18 protein-coding genes and 1 riboswitch are annotated in these 19,856 nt (G+C 47.2%); of the genes, 4 read left to right on the plus strand and 14 right to left on the minus strand.

Annotated features, from left to right (window positions below):
* Positions 1 to 45: 45 nt before the first annotated feature.
* The gene (locus KNO66_RS06495) at positions 46 to 819 is read right to left on the minus strand and encodes a MazG nucleotide pyrophosphohydrolase domain-containing protein (protein ID WP_251127310.1); all 774 of its coding nucleotides are present in this window, start codon (positions 817 to 819) and stop codon (positions 46 to 48) included.
* An 85-nt stretch (positions 820 to 904) separates the two neighbouring features.
* On the opposite strand from KNO66_RS06495, the gene ytvI reads away from it, so the two are divergent.
* Positions 905 to 2,038 (plus strand): sporulation integral membrane protein YtvI, encoded by a 1,134-nt coding sequence (gene ytvI, locus KNO66_RS06500; protein WP_214741498.1) that lies wholly within the window; start codon positions 905 to 907, stop codon positions 2,036 to 2,038.
* A gap of 10 nt (positions 2,039 to 2,048) precedes the next feature.
* Here ytvI and KNO66_RS06505 read toward each other — a convergent pair whose 3' ends face one another.
* Both KNO66_RS06505 and KNO66_RS06510 read right to left on the minus strand, forming a co-directional pair.
* The gene (locus tag KNO66_RS06505; protein WP_214741500.1) at positions 2,049 to 2,708 is read right to left on the minus strand and encodes a DUF429 domain-containing protein; all 660 of its coding nucleotides are present in this window, start codon (positions 2,706 to 2,708) and stop codon (positions 2,049 to 2,051) included.
* Positions 2,709 to 2,840: 132 nt separating this feature from the next.
* A complete protein-coding gene (locus tag KNO66_RS06510) occupies positions 2,841 to 4,283 on the minus strand; it encodes a leucyl aminopeptidase (protein ID WP_214741502.1) in 1,443 nt (480 codons plus the stop codon).
* A 325-nt stretch (positions 4,284 to 4,608) separates the two neighbouring features.
* Here KNO66_RS06510 and ptsP point away from each other — a divergent pair, with 325 nt between their 5' ends.
* The gene (gene ptsP, locus KNO66_RS06515) at positions 4,609 to 6,327 is read left to right on the plus strand and encodes a phosphoenolpyruvate--protein phosphotransferase (RefSeq protein ID WP_214741504.1); all 1,719 of its coding nucleotides are present in this window, start codon (positions 4,609 to 4,611) and stop codon (positions 6,325 to 6,327) included.
* A 49-nt stretch (positions 6,328 to 6,376) separates the two neighbouring features.
* On the opposite strand, the gene KNO66_RS06520 is transcribed toward ptsP, so the two are convergent.
* The 6 genes from KNO66_RS06520 to KNO66_RS06545 all read right to left on the minus strand — a co-directional run bounded on the left by KNO66_RS06520 (position 6,377) and on the right by KNO66_RS06545 (position 13,840).
* Positions 6,377 to 7,210, minus strand: coding sequence for an aldo/keto reductase (locus KNO66_RS06520; RefSeq protein ID WP_214741506.1), 834 nt, complete (start codon positions 7,208 to 7,210; stop codon positions 6,377 to 6,379).
* Positions 7,211 to 7,336: 126 nt separating this feature from the next.
* Positions 7,337 to 9,376 (minus strand): glucose-specific PTS transporter subunit IIBC, encoded by a 2,040-nt coding sequence (gene ptsG / locus KNO66_RS06525; protein ID WP_214741508.1) that lies wholly within the window; start codon positions 9,374 to 9,376, stop codon positions 7,337 to 7,339.
* A gap of 110 nt (positions 9,377 to 9,486) precedes the next feature.
* Positions 9,487 to 11,013: a glucose-specific PTS transporter subunit IIBC gene (gene ptsG, locus KNO66_RS06530; protein ID WP_214741510.1), complete on the minus strand. Its 1,527-nt coding sequence runs from the start codon at positions 11,011 to 11,013 to the stop codon at positions 9,487 to 9,489.
* Positions 11,014 to 11,233: 220 nt separating this feature from the next.
* Entirely contained in the window at positions 11,234 to 12,067 is an 834-nt protein-coding gene (gene glcT, locus KNO66_RS06535) for a glucose PTS transporter transcription antiterminator GlcT (protein ID WP_251128066.1), read from the minus strand.
* A 116-nt stretch (positions 12,068 to 12,183) separates the two neighbouring features.
* Positions 12,184 to 12,501 carry a YuiB family protein gene (locus tag KNO66_RS06540; RefSeq protein ID WP_214741512.1) on the minus strand — a complete coding sequence of 106 codons (318 nt, stop codon included), beginning with the start codon at positions 12,499 to 12,501 and terminating at the stop codon, positions 12,184 to 12,186.
* A 127-nt stretch (positions 12,502 to 12,628) separates the two neighbouring features.
* Positions 12,629 to 13,840, minus strand: a complete 1,212-nt coding sequence (locus KNO66_RS06545) for an NAD(P)/FAD-dependent oxidoreductase (RefSeq protein ID WP_214741514.1) — start codon at positions 13,838 to 13,840, stop codon at positions 12,629 to 12,631.
* Positions 13,841 to 14,103: 263 nt separating this feature from the next.
* Here KNO66_RS06545 and KNO66_RS06550 point away from each other — a divergent pair, with 263 nt between their 5' ends.
* Complete coding sequence (locus tag KNO66_RS06550; protein WP_074033516.1) at positions 14,104 to 15,081, plus strand: NAD(P)/FAD-dependent oxidoreductase; 978 nt, start codon at positions 14,104 to 14,106, stop codon at positions 15,079 to 15,081.
* Positions 15,082 to 15,122: 41 nt separating this feature from the next.
* On the opposite strand, the gene KNO66_RS06555 is transcribed toward KNO66_RS06550, so the two are convergent.
* Both KNO66_RS06555 and KNO66_RS06560 read right to left on the minus strand, forming a co-directional pair.
* A complete protein-coding gene (locus KNO66_RS06555) occupies positions 15,123 to 15,977 on the minus strand; it encodes a Rossmann-fold NAD(P)-binding domain-containing protein (RefSeq protein ID WP_214741516.1) in 855 nt (284 codons plus the stop codon).
* 110 nt (positions 15,978 to 16,087) lie between these two features.
* A complete protein-coding gene (locus KNO66_RS06560) occupies positions 16,088 to 16,444 on the minus strand; it encodes a HesB/IscA family protein (protein ID WP_214741519.1) in 357 nt (118 codons plus the stop codon).
* Between the two features lie 98 nt (positions 16,445 to 16,542).
* Positions 16,543 to 16,685: riboswitch (FMN riboswitch) on the plus strand.
* Positions 16,686 to 16,848: 163 nt separating this feature from the next.
* On the opposite strand from KNO66_RS06560, the gene KNO66_RS06565 reads away from it, so the two are divergent.
* Positions 16,849 to 17,436 carry an ECF transporter S component gene (locus KNO66_RS06565; RefSeq protein ID WP_012726825.1) on the plus strand — a complete coding sequence of 196 codons (588 nt, stop codon included), beginning with the start codon at positions 16,849 to 16,851 and terminating at the stop codon, positions 17,434 to 17,436.
* 60 nt (positions 17,437 to 17,496) lie between these two features.
* Here the strand turns inward: KNO66_RS06565 and KNO66_RS06570 are convergent, their stop codons facing one another.
* From KNO66_RS06570 to KNO66_RS06580, 3 genes are all read right to left on the minus strand, one after another.
* Entirely contained in the window at positions 17,497 to 18,036 is a 540-nt protein-coding gene (locus tag KNO66_RS06570) for a 2'-5' RNA ligase family protein (RefSeq protein WP_214741521.1), read from the minus strand.
* A 161-nt stretch (positions 18,037 to 18,197) separates the two neighbouring features.
* A complete protein-coding gene (locus KNO66_RS06575) occupies positions 18,198 to 19,409 on the minus strand; it encodes a NupC/NupG family nucleoside CNT transporter (protein ID WP_214741523.1) in 1,212 nt (403 codons plus the stop codon).
* Between the two features lie 203 nt (positions 19,410 to 19,612).
* A complete protein-coding gene (locus KNO66_RS06580) occupies positions 19,613 to 19,849 on the minus strand; it encodes a YuzB family protein (protein ID WP_012726828.1) in 237 nt (78 codons plus the stop codon).
* Between the last annotated feature and the right edge of the window lie 7 nt (positions 19,850 to 19,856).

Raw genomic sequence — 19,856 nt, forward strand, 5'->3', positions numbered from 1 at the left:
TATTTGAAAAAAAGATGAATGTTTTTGATAAAAAGGTAAATGTTTTTATTTGTCTGGTCGGATGACTAAAAAGGTTTCCGAACCATACTGTTCATACGCCGTGATAAACCCTTCCTGAACAGGTAACGTTGAAGGCAAAATCAGCCCGTCCCGTTTCTGTTGAATCACAAAACCATCCAACCCTTCAATCCCTGCAATTCGATAGAACCTCTCAATATGTTGTTCTCGCTCTATATATCGGTCGAATCGTTCGAAAGATTTAACTGGGACCCCACCCCAATAGCGACCTGATTGATGCATTTGATACGCACGAACCGAAGACTCCGTAATCGGGTCCGGTGTATGGTCAAACCGTCCAAAATCACGCGCTGACTTTTCTTCAATCAGTGCAAATAATGAATCGAACAGATTGAGATGATGGATTGCGCCTAGCGACAGGACGGCACGTTGCAATTGCTCGATATGATGCTGTAACGACTGTCCTTGACGATTCCGTTTTAACTTCTTGTCGCCTTCATAAGCATTCAAAATCCGCGCCACTTCCCCTGCTTCTTCAACGATTTGAAAGTATAGCCTCTCTTTCGTTTCCCCTACCTCTGCCTCTGGTTGTTGTAATGCAATCGCATACTGGTTTGCGAGACATGTGGAGATTACTAAGACATCGAGCAACTCCTCTTTTAACTCATCCTGCGCATCCTTTCTTAACGCGCCTCCTACTTCCCCTACTTCCTCTAACAATCTCGCTAGTCCGGATAAAGGTCTCCAGTAGCCTCCTAAATGAAGAATCATCGTATCGATTTTTTGTTGAACTTCTCTCATATTCATTCACCTGTCTTTCTGCTTTATTTACCGCCTACATGATATACTATGCTCAACCTAGATGTCCGGAAAGGATGGGTTTTACATGTCAACGACAAGACTTTGGCAATTGCTCCGATTTGTACTCGTTGTGATTGGCTTATGTTTGGTCACCTGGTTACTGAACATACTATTCGAATATACGTATCCATTCGTGTTTGCCCTTCTTTTATCCTTGATCACCGTGCCGTTCGTCAACTTTTTCGAGCGAAAAACGAATATGCCACGCGCCCTCGGTACACTCATTTCTTTAGTCATTGTGCTCAGTATCGTATTAGGTATCATCACGATCGTCATCATCCAATTAATCCATTATGCGACAGTCGCAGCCGAACGATTGCCTGATCAAATTGAGACGTTCACGGCATTTATCCAACGCGTATTCAATGAAAAAATCGCTCCTCTCATCAATGACGCATACGAGAGCTATCAACAATTGAATCCTGGGCAAACAACTTCATTAGATGGGGGCATTACTGAACTGGGGGCACAGCTTGCTGCTGCAATCGGTGTACTGTCCCGAGGTGTAGCGAGTATTCTCCAAAGTATGTTAGGCGCACTCCCGCTCGTCCTATTACTAGTCGTTGTCATCGTTCTTGCCTGGTTCTTTATCACGAAAGATTGGCCCGCATACGTCCAATCTCTAAATCGCTTGAATAAACGGAAAGGCTTCAAGGAATTTGAGGACGTGATGATCAACTTAAAGTCCGCTTTATTCGGATATGTCCGGGCACAGTTTACGCTCATTTCCATCACATTTGGAATCGTACTCGTCGGTATGTTCATTCTCCGTGTCGAAAATCCGCTGTCGATTGCTTTGCTGGCCGGTTTCTTTGATTTATTGCCTTATTTAGGGGTAGGGACGTTACTCATTCCATGGGCCGCCTATGCCGCAGTATCTGGCGATTGGTTTGTCGCAATCGGTTTGATCGTGCTGTATGTCATTGTCATCGTCCAACGAAACCTCGCCGAACCAAAAATCGTCGGGTCGCATATCGGATTGAACCCGTTAGCCGCGCTCATCTCGATCTTTGTGGGACTGAAGCTATTTGGAGTGTTCGGTTTCATCGTAGGTCCTGTACTCGCCGTACTACTGAAGGCTTTATACAATGCAAAGGTCTTTCATTATATGTGGCGCTTCATCGTCGGACCGACAGCCACGACAGCAAAAGAGCGATGAAATCAACATTTCATCGCTCTTTTTTCATTTGAGGTACGGCTACATGCGGTTCTGTCGTTTCCTTTGGATGGATTGAAAGTCCACTCGTCCCGGCCTCATACGCTGCGACGGCTAAAATACAGGCATCGATGATATCATCCACTTGCACGTTGGACATCTTCCATTTCCAAGGGGAACTCTTTGAGTACTTTCGAAGTAACGCGATGCGCTCATCCTGACCCTCAGTCGTTTTTTTTCGATGTTCCGCTTCTTGACCCATCATGACGGAAAAACAAACTTCCGGATGTGATTCGTAAACGTCGGATGCTTTCACCTGCTGAAACTCACGGATACGAGGAACGAGATTCCACGCTTGTTTACTGATCCCTTTGCCAACCAATGCCTGACTTCTTTCGTTCGCTTCCTCATATGTCGCTTCATGCAACACCTCTTGAATCGGTGGAGTGAAGACGGACGACTTTCGTTGACTGAGTTGACTCCGCATCCACGCATCACACGCTCGACTCGGATGGTCGACTGTCCCTAAATCTTTCGGCATATCCACAAAATGCATGGCATCCTCAATCAGCAATTCCTCTAATGACTCCGAAATCGTCAAGCAGAGAGAGATACTATCATAAGTGATTCGTACCCAGCCTCCACGTGCGCCATCAATTCCTACTCCTACCATGTCGTACCTCCTGTAACATCATCAACACGCCAAATACGGCGAGAAATACTGTACTCCCTAACCAAATCCGGTTCGGCCAAACCGTGTAGCAAAAGCCACACAGAATCGCCAAACCGATTAATATACCTGCTCTTATCGCTCCCACGATTCAATCATCCGTGCGAGTGTCCGAACCATGACACCAGTCGGCCCCTTCGGACCGAGGTCATTCGCTGCCGCACGTTCGCTCGTTCCTGCGATATCGAGGTGTAGCCACGGTGTATCGCCGACAAATTCGCCGACGAACGCGCCGCCGAAAATCATATGTCCGAAACGACCTGGTGAGTTGTTCAAGTCGGCAACTTCCGATTTTCTCACCTTGTCGATAAAGACATCAAAGTATGGCATCTGCCACACAAGCTCATTCGTTTCGCGACTCGCCGTTTCAAGTGAACGATAGAGCGTATCATCGTTCGTCAGACATCCCGTCACGTCTGTACCAAGTGCGACAAGTACACCGCCTGTAAGCGTAGCTACATCGATGATTGCTGTTGGCTCATACGTTTTCGCAAACGTGACCGCATCCGCTAGGACGAGGCGTCCTTCCGCGTCCGTATTTAACACTTCAATCGTTTTTCCGTTCATGGCCGTGATGACATCATCCGGTTTGAACGCGTCCCCAGAAATCATGTTGTCCGTCGCTCCAATGACTCCGATCACGTTCCGTTTTGGTCGCGTCAATCCGAGGGTCTCGAACAATCCAAGGACGGTAGCCGCGCCACCCATGTCCCCTTTCATCCCGACGATGCCATCTTTCGGTTTGATTGAATAGCCGCCCGTGTCGAACGTGACACCCTTTCCGACAACGGCAATCGGAGCTTCTTCCTCTGCCCCACGATACTCGAGTACGATCAATTTGGGTGGAATCGTCGAGCCTTGGTTGACGGCGAGCAATGCGCCCATACCGAGTCCTTCCATCTCTTCTTTTTCAAGAATGCGGTATTTGAAATCATGACGTTTTGCTAACTCGACTGCATAATCCGCAAGCGTCTCCGCTGTCAAAATATTGGCCGGCATCATCGTCAACGTACGGGCGACATTGACCCCTTTCCCGTAGGCGACACCCGTATCGATATCCGTCTGGTCCACGTCACCGAGCAATGTGATCGTCGGTTCTTCGACCGCCTCTTTTGGAGCAGACTTATATGTAGGATGTTCATACGTCGCCATTTCATACGCCTCTGTAAACATGCGTGCCGCACCATCCGTAAACGTATGAAGCGCCACAGCAACGTCCTTCAATCCACGGGTTTTCATTTGTTTCGCGACTTTCCCGAACCAGTTCCGGACGTTCTCGGTCGTGATGTCATTCCGTTGTCCGAGACCGACAAATAAGATACGAGTCGTCTCACCTGCGAATGTCGGGAGCACCGTCACTTCTCCTGTTTTCGTGGAGATGTCTCCTGATTGAATAAGCGTTTTGACGCGTCCATTAAACAACGCGTCGAGTCCTTCATCGATAGCATCAGCCGCTCCGATCCCGACGACGATTGTCTCGTAAGAATCGGTCCAATTTAATTGCGCAATTTGATACATATTGCCACTTCCCTTCTATATATATGGTAAGCATAACGAACTTCTCCAAAATAATGAAATAGTATGCGTAAGAGTCAAGAAATCTTCGAATTCATGGGCTATCTCCTCGTTGTGACGTTGTTTTATTTTATGATAGGATAAGAAAGTACGCAATCGGGCTTCTCTTCATCGTGAAGTGAGGCCAATTTGACTGGTCGAGGCTTCCCCTAGTCGTAGACCGTTGCTACTTTAACTTTCTTCGTTCTCGTTAGTTCTTTTTTCTTTTCGGGTATGAAGTAACGAGGCAGGAAAGTACACTATTTCTTTGAAAAGAGGGACTACGCTTATGTCACACATTAAAGGTATTGGTGCATCTGCAGGGATTGCAGTTGCAAAAGCATTCGTCATGGAGACACCTTCATTCGATATCCCATCACACAAGATTGAAGATGTCGCTGCAGAAAAAGCACGCTTCCAAGATGCAATCGCACAATCAAAAACGGAGCTAGAACAAATCCGCGAGCACACGCTTCGTGAACTCGGACCAGACAAGGCCGAGATTTTCTCAGCTCACCTTTTAATCGTTGAGGACCCAGAAATCGTATCGCAAGTGAACGATAAAATTGAAAGCGAAAACATGAACGCCGCGAAGGCGCTTGACGAAGTTGCCCAAACGATGATCATGATTTTCGAATCGATGGACAATGAGTACATGCGTGAACGTGCAGCTGACGTTCGTGACGTCACAAAACGTGTCATGGCACACATTCTCGGAGTGACATTCGTGACACCTGCATCAATCTCAGAAGAAGTCATCATCATCGCCGAAGACTTGACGCCTTCAGACACGGCACAACTTAACCGTAAATACGTCAAAGGGTTCGCGACAAACATCGGTGGACGTACATCACACTCCGCCATCATGTCACGTTCACTCGAAATTCCAGCGGTCGTTGGTACGAAAGTGGCCCTTGAAGAAATCAAAAACGGTGACCTCGTCATCATCGACGGTACGGAAGGTGACGTGTTCGTCAACCCTTCTGAAGACCTCGTCAAAGAGTACGAAGGGAAACGTGCTGATTTCGAAGCTTACAAAGAAGAGTTGAAGCAACTCGTCAACGAAGAGTCTGTCACTGCTGACGGTCACAAAGTGAAGCTTGCAGCGAACATCGGAACGCCAAACGACTTAGATGGCGTCTTGAAAAACGGTTCAGATGCAATCGGTCTTTATCGTACAGAATTCTTGTACATGGACTCTGAAACATTCCCGACTGAAGAAGAGCAGTACACAGCATACAAAACGGTTCTTGAAGGTATGGAAGGCAAGCAAGTCGTCATCCGTACACTCGATATCGGTGGCGACAAAGAATTGTCTTACCTCGACCTCCCGAAAGAGATGAACCCGTTCCTCGGCTATCGTGCGATTCGTCTTTGCCTCGAGGAAACAGACTTGTTCCGCACGCAACTTCGTGCCCTTCTCCGTGCATCTGCTCACGGAAACCTCGCGATCATGTTCCCAATGATTGCGACACTTGAAGAGTTCCGCGCAGCGAAAGCCCTTCTTCTCGAAGAAGAAGCGAAGTTGAAAGAAGAAGGAATCGAAGTCGGTCAATATGAAACAGGGATGATGGTTGAAATTCCATCTACAGCTGTCATGGCGAAACAATTCGCAAAAGAAGTCGACTTCTTCTCAGTCGGTACAAACGACTTGATTCAATACACGATGGCGGCTGACCGGATGAACGAAAAAGTATCTTACTTGTACCAACCGTTCAACCCTGCCATCTTGAACCTGCTCCATAACGTCATCACAGAAGCACACAAAGCTGGCAAATGGGTCGGCATGTGTGGAGAGATGGCTGGAGAAGAGCTCGCGATTCCAATCCTTCTCGGCCTTGGACTCGATGAATTCTCGATGTCCGCTTCAAGCGTCCTTCGTGCACGTAGCCTCGTGAAGCGCTTGACGAAGACGGAAACAGAAGCAATCGTCAATGAAGTCCTCAACATGGACACAGCAGAAGATGTCGTGAACTTCCTTAGCGAAAAGTTCGACATCAAAAAATAACGTCAAAAATCCTTCTCTCAAGCGAGAGAAGGATTTTTTGCGTACTTGATTAAAAATCAAAATCGTCCGGATCCGGTCCGACACGTTTATGCTCGTCGAGTGCATCGATTCGTTCCATTTGTTCTAGACTCAACTCAAAATCGAATACGCTGAAGTTCTCTTCGATTCGATGTGGTTTGATCGATTTTGGAATGATGACCCACCCCGTCTGAAGATGCCACCGTAACATCACTTGAGCGACGGAACGATTAACTTCTTTCGAGACCTCTACTAAAGTCTGCTCTTCGAACAGCCCACCTTGCATGAGCGGTGCCCAAGCGACCGGTACGATGCCGTGCTCAGTCATATACGATGCTAATTCGGTTTGACGAAGCAACGGATGCCGCTCGACTTGGTTCACGGCTGGAACGAGTTCACTGTTTGCAGCCAATGTCTCCAGGTGATGAATCTGGAAGTTACTCACTCCGACCGCTCCGACACGTCCCTCTCGATACAACGTTTCAAGCGCACGCCAAGAGTCGACAATTTTGTCTTCTACCGGCCAATGTATCAAGTACAAATCCAATTGATCTAATCCAAGACGAACGAGCGACGCCTCATAGGCGGCGATAGCGGCGTCGTAACCTTGATCGGCGTTCCATAGCTTCGATGTGATGAATAGATCGTCCCGGGAAATATTCGCCATCTCCATTCCTTTTCGAATTCCGATTCCGACACCTTCCTCGTTCTCATAAACAGCTGCCGTATCGATGTGGCGGTATCCTTGACGAATCGCTTCCACGACGGCATCGATGACCGTATCTCCGTCCTCTACTTTAAAGACGCCAAGTCCGATGGTAGGAATGGCTTTCTGACCGTGATTCAACTCTATAGATTGTTTCATTTGTACCCCTTCTTTCGTGAGAATTCTTCTTCACTATAATCGGGATTCTCACTTTCCGGAATAGGGCACATTGAAGTAACTACACAAAAAAACCGCTCCTTTGTCAGGAGCGGCGTAATACGGTGTTTATTCTGGTCCTCTGTCATCGGCTCTAAAATCGAGCGCTTCCCCTGCCACAACCGTCTCACCGAACGGTACGACGACGACTTTTCCGTCTCCGTTCGTCCAAATGATCGGTGTGATCAGTGACGGCACTTTATCTCGAATCGCACTGAGGTCAACTTCGAGAAGGACGTCTCCCGCTTCGACCCGGGCGCCTTCTTCGACTTTTGCCGTAAATCCTTCCCCTTTTAAATTGACCGTATCGAGACCGACGTGAATCAATAGTTCTCGTCCATCGTCAGCTAAGATACCGATTGCATGTTTCGTCGGGAAGAATGTCGTGATTTGACCCGTCACCGGCGAAACGACCTGACCGGAGCTCGGTTCAATGGCAAATCCTTCACCCATCATGCGACCGGAGAAGACTTGGTCCGGTACTTCATCGAGTGAGAGCAACACGCCTGACATCGGGGCCAAGAAGCGATGGTCGGCTTGTTCAGCCGCCTCCGGTGTGATGACGGCCTTCTCTACTTTTTCTTTTGGTTTATATTCGCCACCTTCAATGATAGTCGCGATTTGCGATTTGAGCGTATCGGATTTTGGTCCGAAGATGGCTTGAATGTTATCGCCCACTTCCAAGACTCCGGCGGCACCTAGATCTTTCAGAAGATCTTTGTCGACTTGTTTCACATCATTGACTGTGACACGAAGACGCGTAATACATGCATCCAAGTGTTTGATGTTTTCAGGTCCACCGAGTCCGACAAGTACCTCATAAGGTAAGTCGTCTCCGATACCGGCTCGATCCGCTTTCGCCCCTGTTTGAACATCTCGACCCGGAATTTTCAGGTCAAACTTCGTAATGGCAAAACGGAACCCGAAGTAATAGATGACCGCAAAGACGAGACCGACCGGGATGACGAGCCACCATGCCGTTCGGTTCGGTAAGACACCGAATAACAGATAGTCAATGAGACCACCAGAGAACGTCATCCCAATCTTGACGTTGAGTAAATGCATCGTCATGAAGGAGAGGCCGGCAAAGACGGCGTGAATCCCGAAGAGAAGTGGTGCGACGAAGACGAATGAAAATTCAACCGGTTCGGTAATCCCTGTCAAGAACGACGTAAGAGCTGCCGAGAAGTAGAGACCTTCGACGTCTTTCCGACGTTCTTTCGGAACCGTGTGGAACATGGCGAGACAGGCAGCCGGTAGTCCGAACATCATGAATGGGAATTTCCCGGTCATATATGTCCCGGCTGTGAATTCGACACCGTCACGAAGTTGTGCGAAGAAGATCCGCTGGTCCCCTTGCACGAGATCTCCCGCTTTGTTCGTATACTCCCCAAATTGGAACCAAAACGGAGAATACCAAATATGGTGAAGACCGAACGGAATCAAGGAACGCTCTACCAATCCAAAGATAAATGCTGATAACGCAACGTTTGCCTCAATGACCGTACTTGAGAATGTATTGATGGCATTCCCAATCGGTGGCCATATATACGCGAGTGCAATCCCGAGAATCAAACTGAACGCGGCCGTCGCAATCGGGACGAACCGTTTTCCTGCAAAGAACCCTAAGAAATCTGGCAACTTGATGTTGAAATACTTGTTGTACGCATACGCTGCAACAAGACCTGCGATAATACCCCCGAATACCCCCATTTGGAGTGTCGGAATACCAAGAACGGTTGCATACTGCGGGTCACCTTGAGCGATTTCCGCGGTAATCCCATTCCACGTGCTGATGACTTTGTTCATGATCAAATAACCGACAATGGCTGCAAGACCTGCAACCCCATCCCCGTTCGCTAGGCCGATTGCGACCCCGACAGCGAACAGCAAACCTAAGTTTGCGAAGACGATGTCCCCGGCATCCGTCATGACTTGCCAAATCAGGACAAGTGAGTCATTTGCCAGAAACGGGAGTAAATCAACGAGGTCCGGGTTTTGAAATGCGGTACCAAACGCCAAGAGAAGACCGGCTGCCGGTAAGATCGCAACCGGAAGCATGAGTGCTTTCCCGACCCGTTGTAAAACACCAAACACTTTCTTCCACATCATGGTTCCCTCCTTTGTCAGAATACTTACTTTTTCCCTCTAACGTTTGGATGAAACCGTTTCATATAAAAAGAAAAGACCAACCCCGAAGGATTGGTCTAGGTCATCAATTAGTTTGCTTTCTTCTCGTTACCTGAAGCGATGACCGCTTGAATTTCTGATTTCAATGCGTCCGAACGTGGTCCGAAGATGGCTTGAATGTTGTTACCAACTTCAAGGACACCAGATGCGCCAAGACGTTTCAACTCATCTTTGTTGACTTGGTTCTTATCTTTTACTTCGACACGAAGACGTGTGATACATGCATCGAGGTGCTTGATGTTTTGTGAGCCACCAAGACCGACGAGGATATCTTGTGCAAGTTCTGAACCAGTAGCTGTTGATTGTTCAACAACCTCATCTTCACGACCTGGTGTTTTGAGGTTGAATTTGCGGATAACGAAACGGAATCCGAAGTAGTAAACAACTGCGAACACGAGACCGACTGGAATGACGAGCCACCAAGCCGTACGACCTGGAAGAACACCGAAGAGCAAGAAGTCGATCAAACCACCAGAGAACGTCATCCCGATCTTAACGTTCAAGAGGTGCATCGTCATGAACGAAAGACCCGCGAATACTGCGTGTACTGCGAAGAGAAGTGGTGCGACGAACAAGAATGAGAACTCGATTGGTTCTGTGATACCAGTCAAGAACGATGTAAGGGCAGCAGAAGCCAAGAGACCACCGACAACCGCTTTACGCTCAGGACGTGCTTCATGGTACATTGCGAGTGCTGCTGCAGGAAGACCGAACATCATGAATGGGAATTTACCAGTCATGAACGTACCTGCTGTCAATTCAGCGCCATCACGAATTTGTGCGAAGAAGATCGCTTGGTCACCACGAACGACGTTACCCGCTGCATCTGTGTATGAACCGAATTCAAACCAGAATGGTGAATAGAAGATGTGGTGAAGACCGAACGGAATCAATGAACGTTCGATTAATCCGAAGACAAATGCTGCCAACGTACGGTTTTCATTCAACATGAAGTTAGAGAATGAGTTCAATCCGTGTTGAACTGGTGGCCAGATCAAGAGCATAACCAAACCAGCAACGACAGCTGCTACTGCTGTTACGATTGGAACGAAACGTTTACCAGCGAAGAAGCCAAGGAACTGTGGCAATTCAATATTGAAGTACTTGTTATAGGCCCATGCGGCGATGAGACCCATGATGATCCCTCCGAATACCCCTGTTTGGAGTGTTGGGATACCGAGTACGTTCGCGTATGCTGGGTCACCTTGAGCCAACACATCAGGTGTGAGTTCGAGCCAAACACCCATAACTTTGTTCATGATCAAGAATCCAACGATTGCGGCAAGTCCGGCAACCCCGTCACCAGCTAAACCGATGGCGACACCGACTGCGAACAAGAGCGCCAAGTTCGAGAAGATGATTCCACCTGCTTGCTCCATCAATTGAGCGAATTTCACAACGCCTTCGTTTGTTAACCAACCAGCGCGTGATGTAAGTTGTGGGTTTTGCATTGCGTTACCGAATGCAAGAAGAAGACCGGCTGCCGGCAAGATTGCAACTGGAAGCATAAGTGCTTTACCGACTTTTTGAAGAACACCAAAAATCTGCTTAAACATCAACATTTCCTCCTTTTTTTAAGTACGTATAAACAATATGATAGCGATGTAGATGTCAGACAACCGACGTATCTAAACGTTTTCATAAATCACGTTTATAAAAACAGAAAAGGCATGAATAAGGATAGAACGTAGACCTCTCCCAAAGAGAAATCACATAACGTTCCACTCCTTACTCATGCCTGATCGAATCAGTAACACGTAAGACACGTGGTATCATTTATCTACTTGTTAGGCGCTGGAGATGCATCGTCAAGTATGTCGCTTCACCTCGTGGGACCGGACGCTTTAATTCGCGTTCCATGATACCCATCAGCTCCCAAGCAGTACTATAGCATAGCGGATATTCGTCGCGCAACACCTTTTCAATTTTTTGTGGTGCCTCGACCGTCTCACCCGTCGCAACCCGCTCAACGGCGTACCTTAAGTGCCGAAGTAAGCGCTTATAATCGAGTGAAGTTCGGTCCATTTTTACGTTCAAACGACTTTCAATCGTTTGGACAATCTGCCCGATGATTTGGTTATGGCGATTGACCTCGAGAACATTTTTAAACGTCGTCGCCGAATGGATATGAAGGGCAATGAATCCAGTCTCCGCATCCGGGAGCAAAACATTCAATCGTTCATGGAACATATCGACGATTCGTTCCGCGAGCGCAAACTCGTTTGGATAGAGTGATTCCGTCTCGAGTAAAAACGGATTCGTCACTTCCATCCCTTGCTCGATTCGTTTCATCGTGAAGAACAAGTGGTCGGTCAAGCCGATATGGATGTGCTCATCCACTTTCTTGCCCGTACTCGTCTCAATGAAGCCGACAATCTCTTGCATGAACGCAATGAAGTCCTCGTCGACATGTTTGACGAGTTCCTGATATTGAGATTGCTCTTCTTTATCTGTCAGTTGATACACTTTCTCCGGGACGCTGGCCGGGTCGACGAGGTCGCCTGGTTTTTTGCCAAAGCCAATCCCCTTCCCGAGTAGAATGACTTCCGGATCCGTATCATGTTGACAAATGACAACGCTATTATTCAACACTTTTTTGATCGTATACATCGGTAATGTCATTCGCATCGCATCCCTTACTAAAAATCGTTTCGCTATCTAGTATATCGGTTCATGCCCTAAAAAAGTAGGGACAAAACAAAAAAGGCGAACATTTCTGTCGCCAATTAAAACATTGAATAACCGCTCTTTCGTAAGAAACGAATCGTCACACCAGCTAGAATTGCACCGAGCAATCCAAAGCCGAGCATGAATAGATCGAGAACCTGCAATCCGACGAGTCCTTTATAGACACTCGAAAGTGCGGTCGATGTCTCGGTCACGTAACTCGAAAGTTTGACATTATCAATCATCATGATGACAAAAATTGGATAAATGAACACGAGTGTCCATGTCTTTTTAAGTAACATATTCAAAATGAAGCCGATACTGAAGAAAATCGTCATATATAAAACGGCCCCAATGACTGCTTGGATAATATGCATGTGTTGCCCCCCTTGTCCGCTCTCCATTATACAAAATTTCAACCAATCAGGTCAAAGAACTTCGCACGACAATTTCTAAAGAAAAACAGCCCGTTCTGAATCAGAACGAGCCGTACAAGAATGAAAATTAGAACTTCCCTTTTTTAAGGACAAGGCCATATTTTTTCAATTCGATGAAGTGTTTGTTATCGATCACTTTCTTCATGAATGACGCGTTGCGACCGAAGATTTTTTTGCCCATCACGATTCCGATTCCATCGTTGTGTCCGAGTGAAGCGACTGTTCCCTTGCTTTCGTAAGTGAACTTCGAAGTCGATTTACCGTTGATGAGTGCCGCAATGTTTTTCGCTACGTTGTGCGCTTGTTGTGTTGCGATTTGTGCCGTCGGTGGGTACGGACGGTTTGATGCTGGGTCCATGACCGCTGAGCAATCACCGATGATGAAGACGTTATCGTGACCTGGCGCACGGTTGTCCACTTCGACCATCACACGGTTACGAACGGCTTCGAATCCTGATTTTTCAACGATTGGGCTACCACTCACGCCACCTGTCCAAATGATTGTGTTGGCGTGGATCGTTTCAGTCGTGTCACCTTGAAGTGGACCAAATGTGACAACACCTGGCTCAACACCTTTGATGCCGTTACCAAGTTTCATCTCGACACCGTTACGCTCCAACCATTTCTGTGCGTATGTTGTGAGTTCTGGATCGAATCCTGGAAGAACTGTTGGCGCTGCTTCAATGTTGACGATGCGAACCGCTTCGCGTGGAACGTCATATTGTTTGCAAAGTTCAGGGATCCGGTTGACGATTTCACCGAGGAATTCGATTCCTGTGAATCCAGCACCACCGACAACGATCGTCACGTACGAGTTGTCTGAAGAACCGTTTGTTTTATATTGAGCGAATGAATATTCGATGTGTTCTTTAATTTTACGAACGCTGTTCAACGAACTGATTGTCATGGCGTTTTCTTTCAAGCCCGGGATACCGAACGTCTCAGGTACGCCGCCGAGACCGATGACGACATAGTCGTATTCAACGACAGATCCATCTTCAAGCATCACTTGATTTGCAGCAGTATCGACGCGATCGACGATCCCTTTGACAAGTTTCACACGTGATGGGTTCACAATGTCGTTAATGTAAATGCGTGCTTGGTCTGGGTTCATCGTTCCAGCAGCTGGTTCGTGAAGCCAAGTTGTTTGGTAATGATAATCGTGTTTGTTGATGAGCGTGATGTTCGCATCACCTGCAGCGAGTGTCTTTTGAAGGTTGACAGCTGTGATGAGTCCACCAAAGCCCGCGCCAAGAATAACAATGTTAGGTCGTTTCATGTTCATTTCCACCTTGTTTAAAGTTTTGTTTTTTTGAACAACCATGTTGTGTGTTTCTTCACATAGATGTTCACAATAAAGCCTTTTCTTGTTCAACGTCTGTTCACAATTGCTTCTGTTCCATTGTACGCTCTTTATATTGAATTCTCAATGGAAAAGCTTATCTTCTTGAATTTTTTTTGAAAGTGTTGCATGTTTGTACTGAATGGATTTAATTCAATAAACTTACTATAATAGATGTATACGCTTTGAGGAGGAATTCGATGAAGACGACGAAAGATGTAATCATCATCGGTGGCGGCCCTGTCGGACTGTTCACCGCATTTTATGCAGGCATGCGCCAACTCGATACGACGTTGATTGAAAGCTTACCGCAACTCGGTGGCCAATTGTCGACGCTCTATCCTGAAAAATATATTTATGATATTGCCGGTTTCCCGAAAGTGAAGGCACAAGACTTGATCGATCAGTTAAAAGCACAAGCAGATCAATTCGAACAAGATTACCGTCTCGGTGAAACGGTTGAAACGGTGGAACGTCTCGAGGACGGCACTTTCGTATTGACGACAAACAAGGAAGAGTACCACACAAAAGCAGTCATCATCACTGCCGGAAACGGTGCCTTCTCGGCTCGTCCTCTCGGGCTCGATGGTTGCGAAGATTACGCCAACCTTCATTACTTCGTCGACAATATGGAGAAATTCCGTGATCGCCGTGTCATGATCGCCGGTGGTGGCGATTCAGCCGTCGACTGGGCACTCATGCTAGAAGGCATCGCGAAAGAAGTACACATCGTTCACCGTCGTGACCGTTTCCGCGCTCACGAACATACGGTCGAACAGATGAAGGCATCGACGATCAACGTCCTCACGCCTTATAACATCGAGTCACTTTCAGGCGAGACACACATCGAATCTGTCGAATTGACGGATAAAGATGGCGAGTCAAAAATCGTTGAAATCGATGATTTGATTTGTAACTACGGATTCGTGTCATCGCTCGGTCCTATCAAGAACTGGGGAATGGAATTCGAGAAAAACACGATCCGCGTTGACTCCCGTATGGAAACGACAGTCGCTGGTATCTTCGCTTGCGGTGATATCGCCACATACGAAGGGAAAGTAAAATTGATTGCGACTGGGTTCGGTGAAGCCCCAATCGCCATCAACCAAGTGAAGCAACTTGTGGACCCGACCGCTCGTCACCCACAACACTCGACATCTGTATTTGCCGGGAAATAATTGAAGACGCTTCTGTGGACCACATCCACAGAAGCGTTTTTTTATCTTTTCATCGTTTGAACGATGACCCGATCGATCCAGTCATCGAGTTGCGTGAATACAAAGCTCGCCTTCTTCGCCTCAGCGATTGACATATAATAGTCGACATCCGAATCATATGGGGACGACTCCCCATCTTTTATGATCTGGACAGGTTTTCCGACGTGTTGACCGATCCGTTCCATCAAAGCCCCCATGGAGATGAGACCATCACTCGCCGCATTGAACGGTCCTGTCACATTCGCACGTCCGACCCATTCTAGGAAGGCAGCCGCTTCCGTACTCGAAATGAAGCCCATTTTCGCTTCCGGATGATGCAAGACAACCGGTTCCTCATTCCGAATGGCATCCACATAAAATTTGAGTCGATCTGTATAGTCATCTGGTCCGAGTACAATCGGTAAGCGAACGGTCGCGACTGGGAACGAGGCGCGATGGAAGAAGAATGACTCCGCCTCCCGTTTCCCTTGCCCGTAGTCATGCTCGGCTTCGAGATGGTATTCGTAATGGAGCGGATTAAAGTCGCTCTCTTTCAAATCAGGTCCCGGTGCATAAACCGACATCGTCGACGTCAGCACATATTTCCCGACTTTGTCCATGAACGCATCCGAGGCGATTTTTGCCTGATACGGCGTAAAACAAATATTGTCATAGACGAGATCGTACCGTTCCCGTGCCAAGTCTTTCATCGTCGCGACCGATTGCCGGTCTCCTTTGACCGATCGAATCCCTTCGGCTTCCGGTACTTGTAGTTGCCCCCTCGTCACAATCGTCACATCATCCCCCGCCTCAGCGAGTCGCAAGGCAAGTCGTTTCCCAAAATAACGCGATCCTCCAAAAATCAATACTTTCCTCATCACCCTAACCCCCTTCAATGCGATTCTCTTTCCTACATTCCCTTTCCCCGACGTTCCGTAACTGGTCGAATCGCACAAAAAAGACTATGGTTTCCCATAGTCCGAAAGGGTTAGCATTTACCTGGTGTACCTGCGTTCGTTGCCGTGCGGAAACTCGAGCCACAACCACATGTGGCGATGGCATTCGGATTTTTAATCGTGAAGCCTCCACCGAGCATAGACTGCTTGTAGTCAATCTCTAGCCCATCGACGACCCCATGGTCTGCTTCTGCAACGATGACACGGACGCCATGATGGTCGAATTGAACGTCTTTGTCCGTCTTTTCCTCATCAAAGCCCATTCCGTATGAAAGTCCTGTACATCCGCCACCTTGAACTTTAACCCGCAAGTATTGCGCATCCGGACGTTCGGTCTGCTTCATCATCTCTTGCACTTGAAGTGCGGCTGACTCTGTTAAATGAATCATCTGAACTCCTCCTTATTTTATCTTCAATTCAAGTCAATTGACTTGTCATCTTGTAGATTATCTTGTATAACTAAACTGTAACAAAAAAAATTAAATCGTTCCATCTTCGGGGCAGGGTGAAATTCCCGACCGGCGGTATTGAAGAATTTATTCTTCTCAGCCCGTGAGCGAGCAAGGCGTTGCTTGCTGATTTCGTGAGATTCGAAAGCCGACAGTATAGTCTGGATGGGAGAAGATGGCGGCATCCGACCGATATCCGGATGTTTTCTTTGACGTGGACTTTCCCACTTCGGAAAACATCTATTTCGTATGCGCGTAAACTCTCCCGATTGTCTTCATTGCAATCGGGTTTTTATATGCGACGGGTGCCATTCATCGAGGAGCGACCTAAAGGAGAGATTCTGATGAAAACTACGCGCAACAAACGACTGACAACAATGGTGACTTTGGCGATGCTCGGGACGATTTCGTTCGTACTCATGCTATTCAACTTCCCGCTCCCATTTTTACCGCCATTCCTCAAAGTGGACTTTAGTGACATTCCCGCACTCATTGCCGGAATCGTCTTCTCCCCACTCGCAGGAGTCGTGGTCGTCGGATTGAAAAACGTCTTGTACTACGTCTTTAACGGTGGCGGTGTCCCAGTCGGAGAAGTCGCAAACTTCTTCGCAGGTGTCGCATTCATGTACCCGGTCGCTTGGTTCTACCATAAGCGCAAGTCGAACAAAGCACTCGCTTCTGGATTACTTGCTGGGACAATCACAATGGCACTCAGCCTCGCTATCTTAAACTATCTCGTCATCTTGCCAGCTTACGCCTTCTTCTTCGGAATGGCAGACATGGCCGACCCGGCCGTGAAAACGGACCTTGTCCTTTACGGGATCTTACCGTTCAACTTGATTAAAGCGATCTTGATCAGTGCGCTCTTCGTCCCACTCTTCTTGAAATTGAAGCCGTGGATCGAACGTCAGCGCGTACAACTTCAAGCGTAAACAATAAATAAGCACCTAGAATTTAATTCTAGGTGCTTTTTCTATGTATATACCCATGCTTCAATGACGAAGTTTTATTGTATAGAGGGTCTTCACATGATTACGCTCAGGGACTTGAATCAATGCTAAGGACTCAATCATCCCTTCGATTTTTTGAATACGCTTTGTCAAATACTGAAATGCAGCTACTATCTGCGTGTCGGATAAGTGATTGGCCAACGTACAGTGGGGGATCCATTTGTTAGGTATGTATAATGAATCCGAATAATCGTCAAAGTTTCCGTGTTGAGCATGGTGACTTTGATGAAGTCTGGATAGTCCATCATTCAACGTCGGAGCTAAAAATATTGCTTTCGAGTCAATGAAAGTCCCTAACGATTCAAAATTGATTGGAACCACTTGCGTTTTGGAATAATGCCGCAACAACCACTCGATATACGTATCTACTGCTAACGTTTTATAGCTCGCCAACGTGATATGAGGACGTAGATTTTTAATTTCAAACGCGTAGCTGGAGATTCCTTCTTCTTTTAACGAATTCCAAAGTTTCTGCACTTCTGCATCCGTTTTCTCGTCAAAATAGGCTACTAGAGCATACATTACAATCCCTCCTCACCTTTAATAATAGCGCACCGAGGATTAATTTTGTAAATTTTTCTAAGCGAATCGGTTATGTATTAAACACCACTACTTATTCCTTCGTCGCTGATCATTGAACACAAAAACGCGACCACCGAAGTGATCGCGTTTTCTTATACCGATTAAAGAAGAAGTCCAGCCAATGTAGCTGACATCAAGTTTGCAAGCGTACCTGCAAGAATCGCGAGGACACCCATGCGTGCGATGTCACCACGACGGTTTGGCGCCATACCACCAAGACCACCGAGAAGGATCGCGAGTGACGAGATGTTTGCGAAACCACAAAGTGCGAATGCGATCATCGCTTCTGTACGAGCTGACAAATCACCAGAACCGATGATTGGCGCAAACTCAGAGAAGGCAACGAATTCGTTCAAGACTAGTTTTTGACCGAGGAAGCTACCGAATTGTACAGCATCCGCCCATGGTACACCAATCACGAATGCAAGTGGTGCGAAGACGTAACCGAGAATCAATTCGAGTGACAAGCTATCAAATCCGAAGAGTCCGCCGACCGAACCGAGGATCAAGTTGACGAGCGCAATCAATGAAACGAACGCGAGAAGCATTGCACCGACGTTCAAAGCAAGGAAGAGACCGTCAGAAGCACCACGTGCCGCTGCATCGACGAAGTTCGCCGCTCTGTCTTCTTCATCTTCTACAATTTCGATGTCATCATCATACTCTTCTGTTTCTGGCACGATGATTTTCGCGAACAAGAGACCAGCTGGTGCTGCCATGAAGCTCGCTGCGAGCAAGTATTCGAGTGGTACACCGAGTGCTGCGTATCCAGCAAGTACAGAACCGGCAACTGATGCGAGACCCCCGACCATAACTGCGAAGAGCTCAGACTGTGTCATTGTAGGAAGGTACGGCTTGATGACAAGCGGTGCTTCCGTTTGACCGACGAAGATGTTCGCTGTTGCTGAAAGTGACTCTTTACGTGACGTACCAAGTGCTTTCGCGAGGGCAGTACCGAGGATACGGATGACCCACTGCATAACCCCAAGGTAGTAAAGCAATGCGATTAATGATGACATGAAGATGATGATCGGAAGAACTTGGAATGCGAAGACGAAGTTGTCGCCACCGACTGCTGTTCCGAATACGAAGGCAATCCCGTCACCGGCTGTGTTCAAGATAGCTTGAACCCCGCTCGAGATCCATTCAAGTGCCTTACGTCCCCATGCCGTATACAAGACGAGGAATGCAAATGCGAATTGAACAGCAAATGCTGCCAAGACCGTGCGCCATTTAATGGCTTTACGGTTGGTAGAGAAGATGTAAGCGATTGCAATTAGTGCCAAAATACCAACCACACTCATGATTTTCATTGATATTGTGCTCCTTTCATATTAAACAAAGCGATTATATGTGTCATACCCGAAAAGAGATGTGCCCTACCGTTTGAAACGCTTTCTTTTTCTCCGTTGTTAAACGTCAGACAACCTACATTCGAACCTCTTAGAATATAACATCCCTTTTTTTAAAATGCAACGGGTGAAATAAAAAAGTTTGAGGTCATCCCTCAAACTTTTTACCATGCCATCTCTTCAATTTTTTCATACACTTTCGTCACAAGTTCTTCAGGTGTTTCACCCGTCACGACTTCCCCGTCGACAAGGCAAAAGAGATCAAGGGAACAGACACCACAGTAGCCTGTACAGCCATATTCGACCACATCAAGGTCTGGATCGGATTCTAATTTAGCCCGGGCAATCTGTGAGCCCATCGCCAAATTCGAGGCACAAAATTCGATGATTGGATTCATCATATATGTC

This window comes from Exiguobacterium sp. s48, assembly GCF_018617395.1.
Classification (GTDB): Bacteria; Bacillota; Bacilli; order Exiguobacteriales; family Exiguobacteriaceae; genus Exiguobacterium.

Bases quoted from the DNA above. Each gene is read 5' to 3' on its own strand.
- KNO66_RS06495 (WP_251127310.1), bottom strand. From the start codon at position 819: ATGAGAGAAGTTCAACAAAAAATCGATACGATGATTCTTCATTTAGGA.
- ytvI (WP_214741498.1), top strand. From the start codon at position 905: ATGTCAACGACAAGACTTTGGCAATTGCTCCGATTTGTACTCGTTGTG.
- KNO66_RS06505 (WP_214741500.1), bottom strand. From the start codon at position 2,708: ATGGTAGGAGTAGGAATTGATGGCGCACGTGGAGGCTGGGTACGAATC.
- KNO66_RS06510 (WP_214741502.1), bottom strand. From the start codon at position 4,283: ATGTATCAAATTGCGCAATTAAATTGGACCGATTCTTACGAGACAATC.
- ptsP (WP_214741504.1), top strand. From the start codon at position 4,609: ATGTCACACATTAAAGGTATTGGTGCATCTGCAGGGATTGCAGTTGCA.
- KNO66_RS06520 (WP_214741506.1), bottom strand. From the start codon at position 7,210: ATGAAACAATCTATAGAGTTGAATCACGGTCAGAAAGCCATTCCTACC.
- ptsG (WP_214741508.1), bottom strand. From the start codon at position 9,376: ATGTGGAAGAAAGTGTTTGGTGTTTTACAACGGGTCGGGAAAGCACTC.
- ptsG (WP_214741510.1), bottom strand. From the start codon at position 11,013: ATGTTTAAGCAGATTTTTGGTGTTCTTCAAAAAGTCGGTAAAGCACTT.
- glcT (WP_251128066.1), bottom strand. From the start codon at position 12,067: ATGTATACGATCAAAAAAGTGTTGAATAATAGCGTTGTCATTTGTCAA.
- KNO66_RS06540 (WP_214741512.1), bottom strand. From the start codon at position 12,501: ATGCATATTATCCAAGCAGTCATTGGGGCCGTTTTATATATGACGATT.
- KNO66_RS06545 (WP_214741514.1), bottom strand. From the start codon at position 13,840: ATGAAACGACCTAACATTGTTATTCTTGGCGCGGGCTTTGGTGGACTC.
- KNO66_RS06550 (WP_074033516.1), top strand. From the start codon at position 14,104: ATGAAGACGACGAAAGATGTAATCATCATCGGTGGCGGCCCTGTCGGA.
- KNO66_RS06555 (WP_214741516.1), bottom strand. From the start codon at position 15,977: ATGAGGAAAGTATTGATTTTTGGAGGATCGCGTTATTTTGGGAAACGA.
- KNO66_RS06560 (WP_214741519.1), bottom strand. From the start codon at position 16,444: ATGATTCATTTAACAGAGTCAGCCGCACTTCAAGTGCAAGAGATGATG.
- KNO66_RS06565 (WP_012726825.1), top strand. From the start codon at position 16,849: ATGAAAACTACGCGCAACAAACGACTGACAACAATGGTGACTTTGGCG.
- KNO66_RS06570 (WP_214741521.1), bottom strand. From the start codon at position 18,036: ATGTATGCTCTAGTAGCCTATTTTGACGAGAAAACGGATGCAGAAGTG.
- KNO66_RS06575 (WP_214741523.1), bottom strand. From the start codon at position 19,409: ATGAAAATCATGAGTGTGGTTGGTATTTTGGCACTAATTGCAATCGCT.
- KNO66_RS06580 (WP_012726828.1), bottom strand. From the start codon at position 19,849: ATGATGAATCCAATCATCGAATTTTGTGCCTCGAATTTGGCGATGGGC.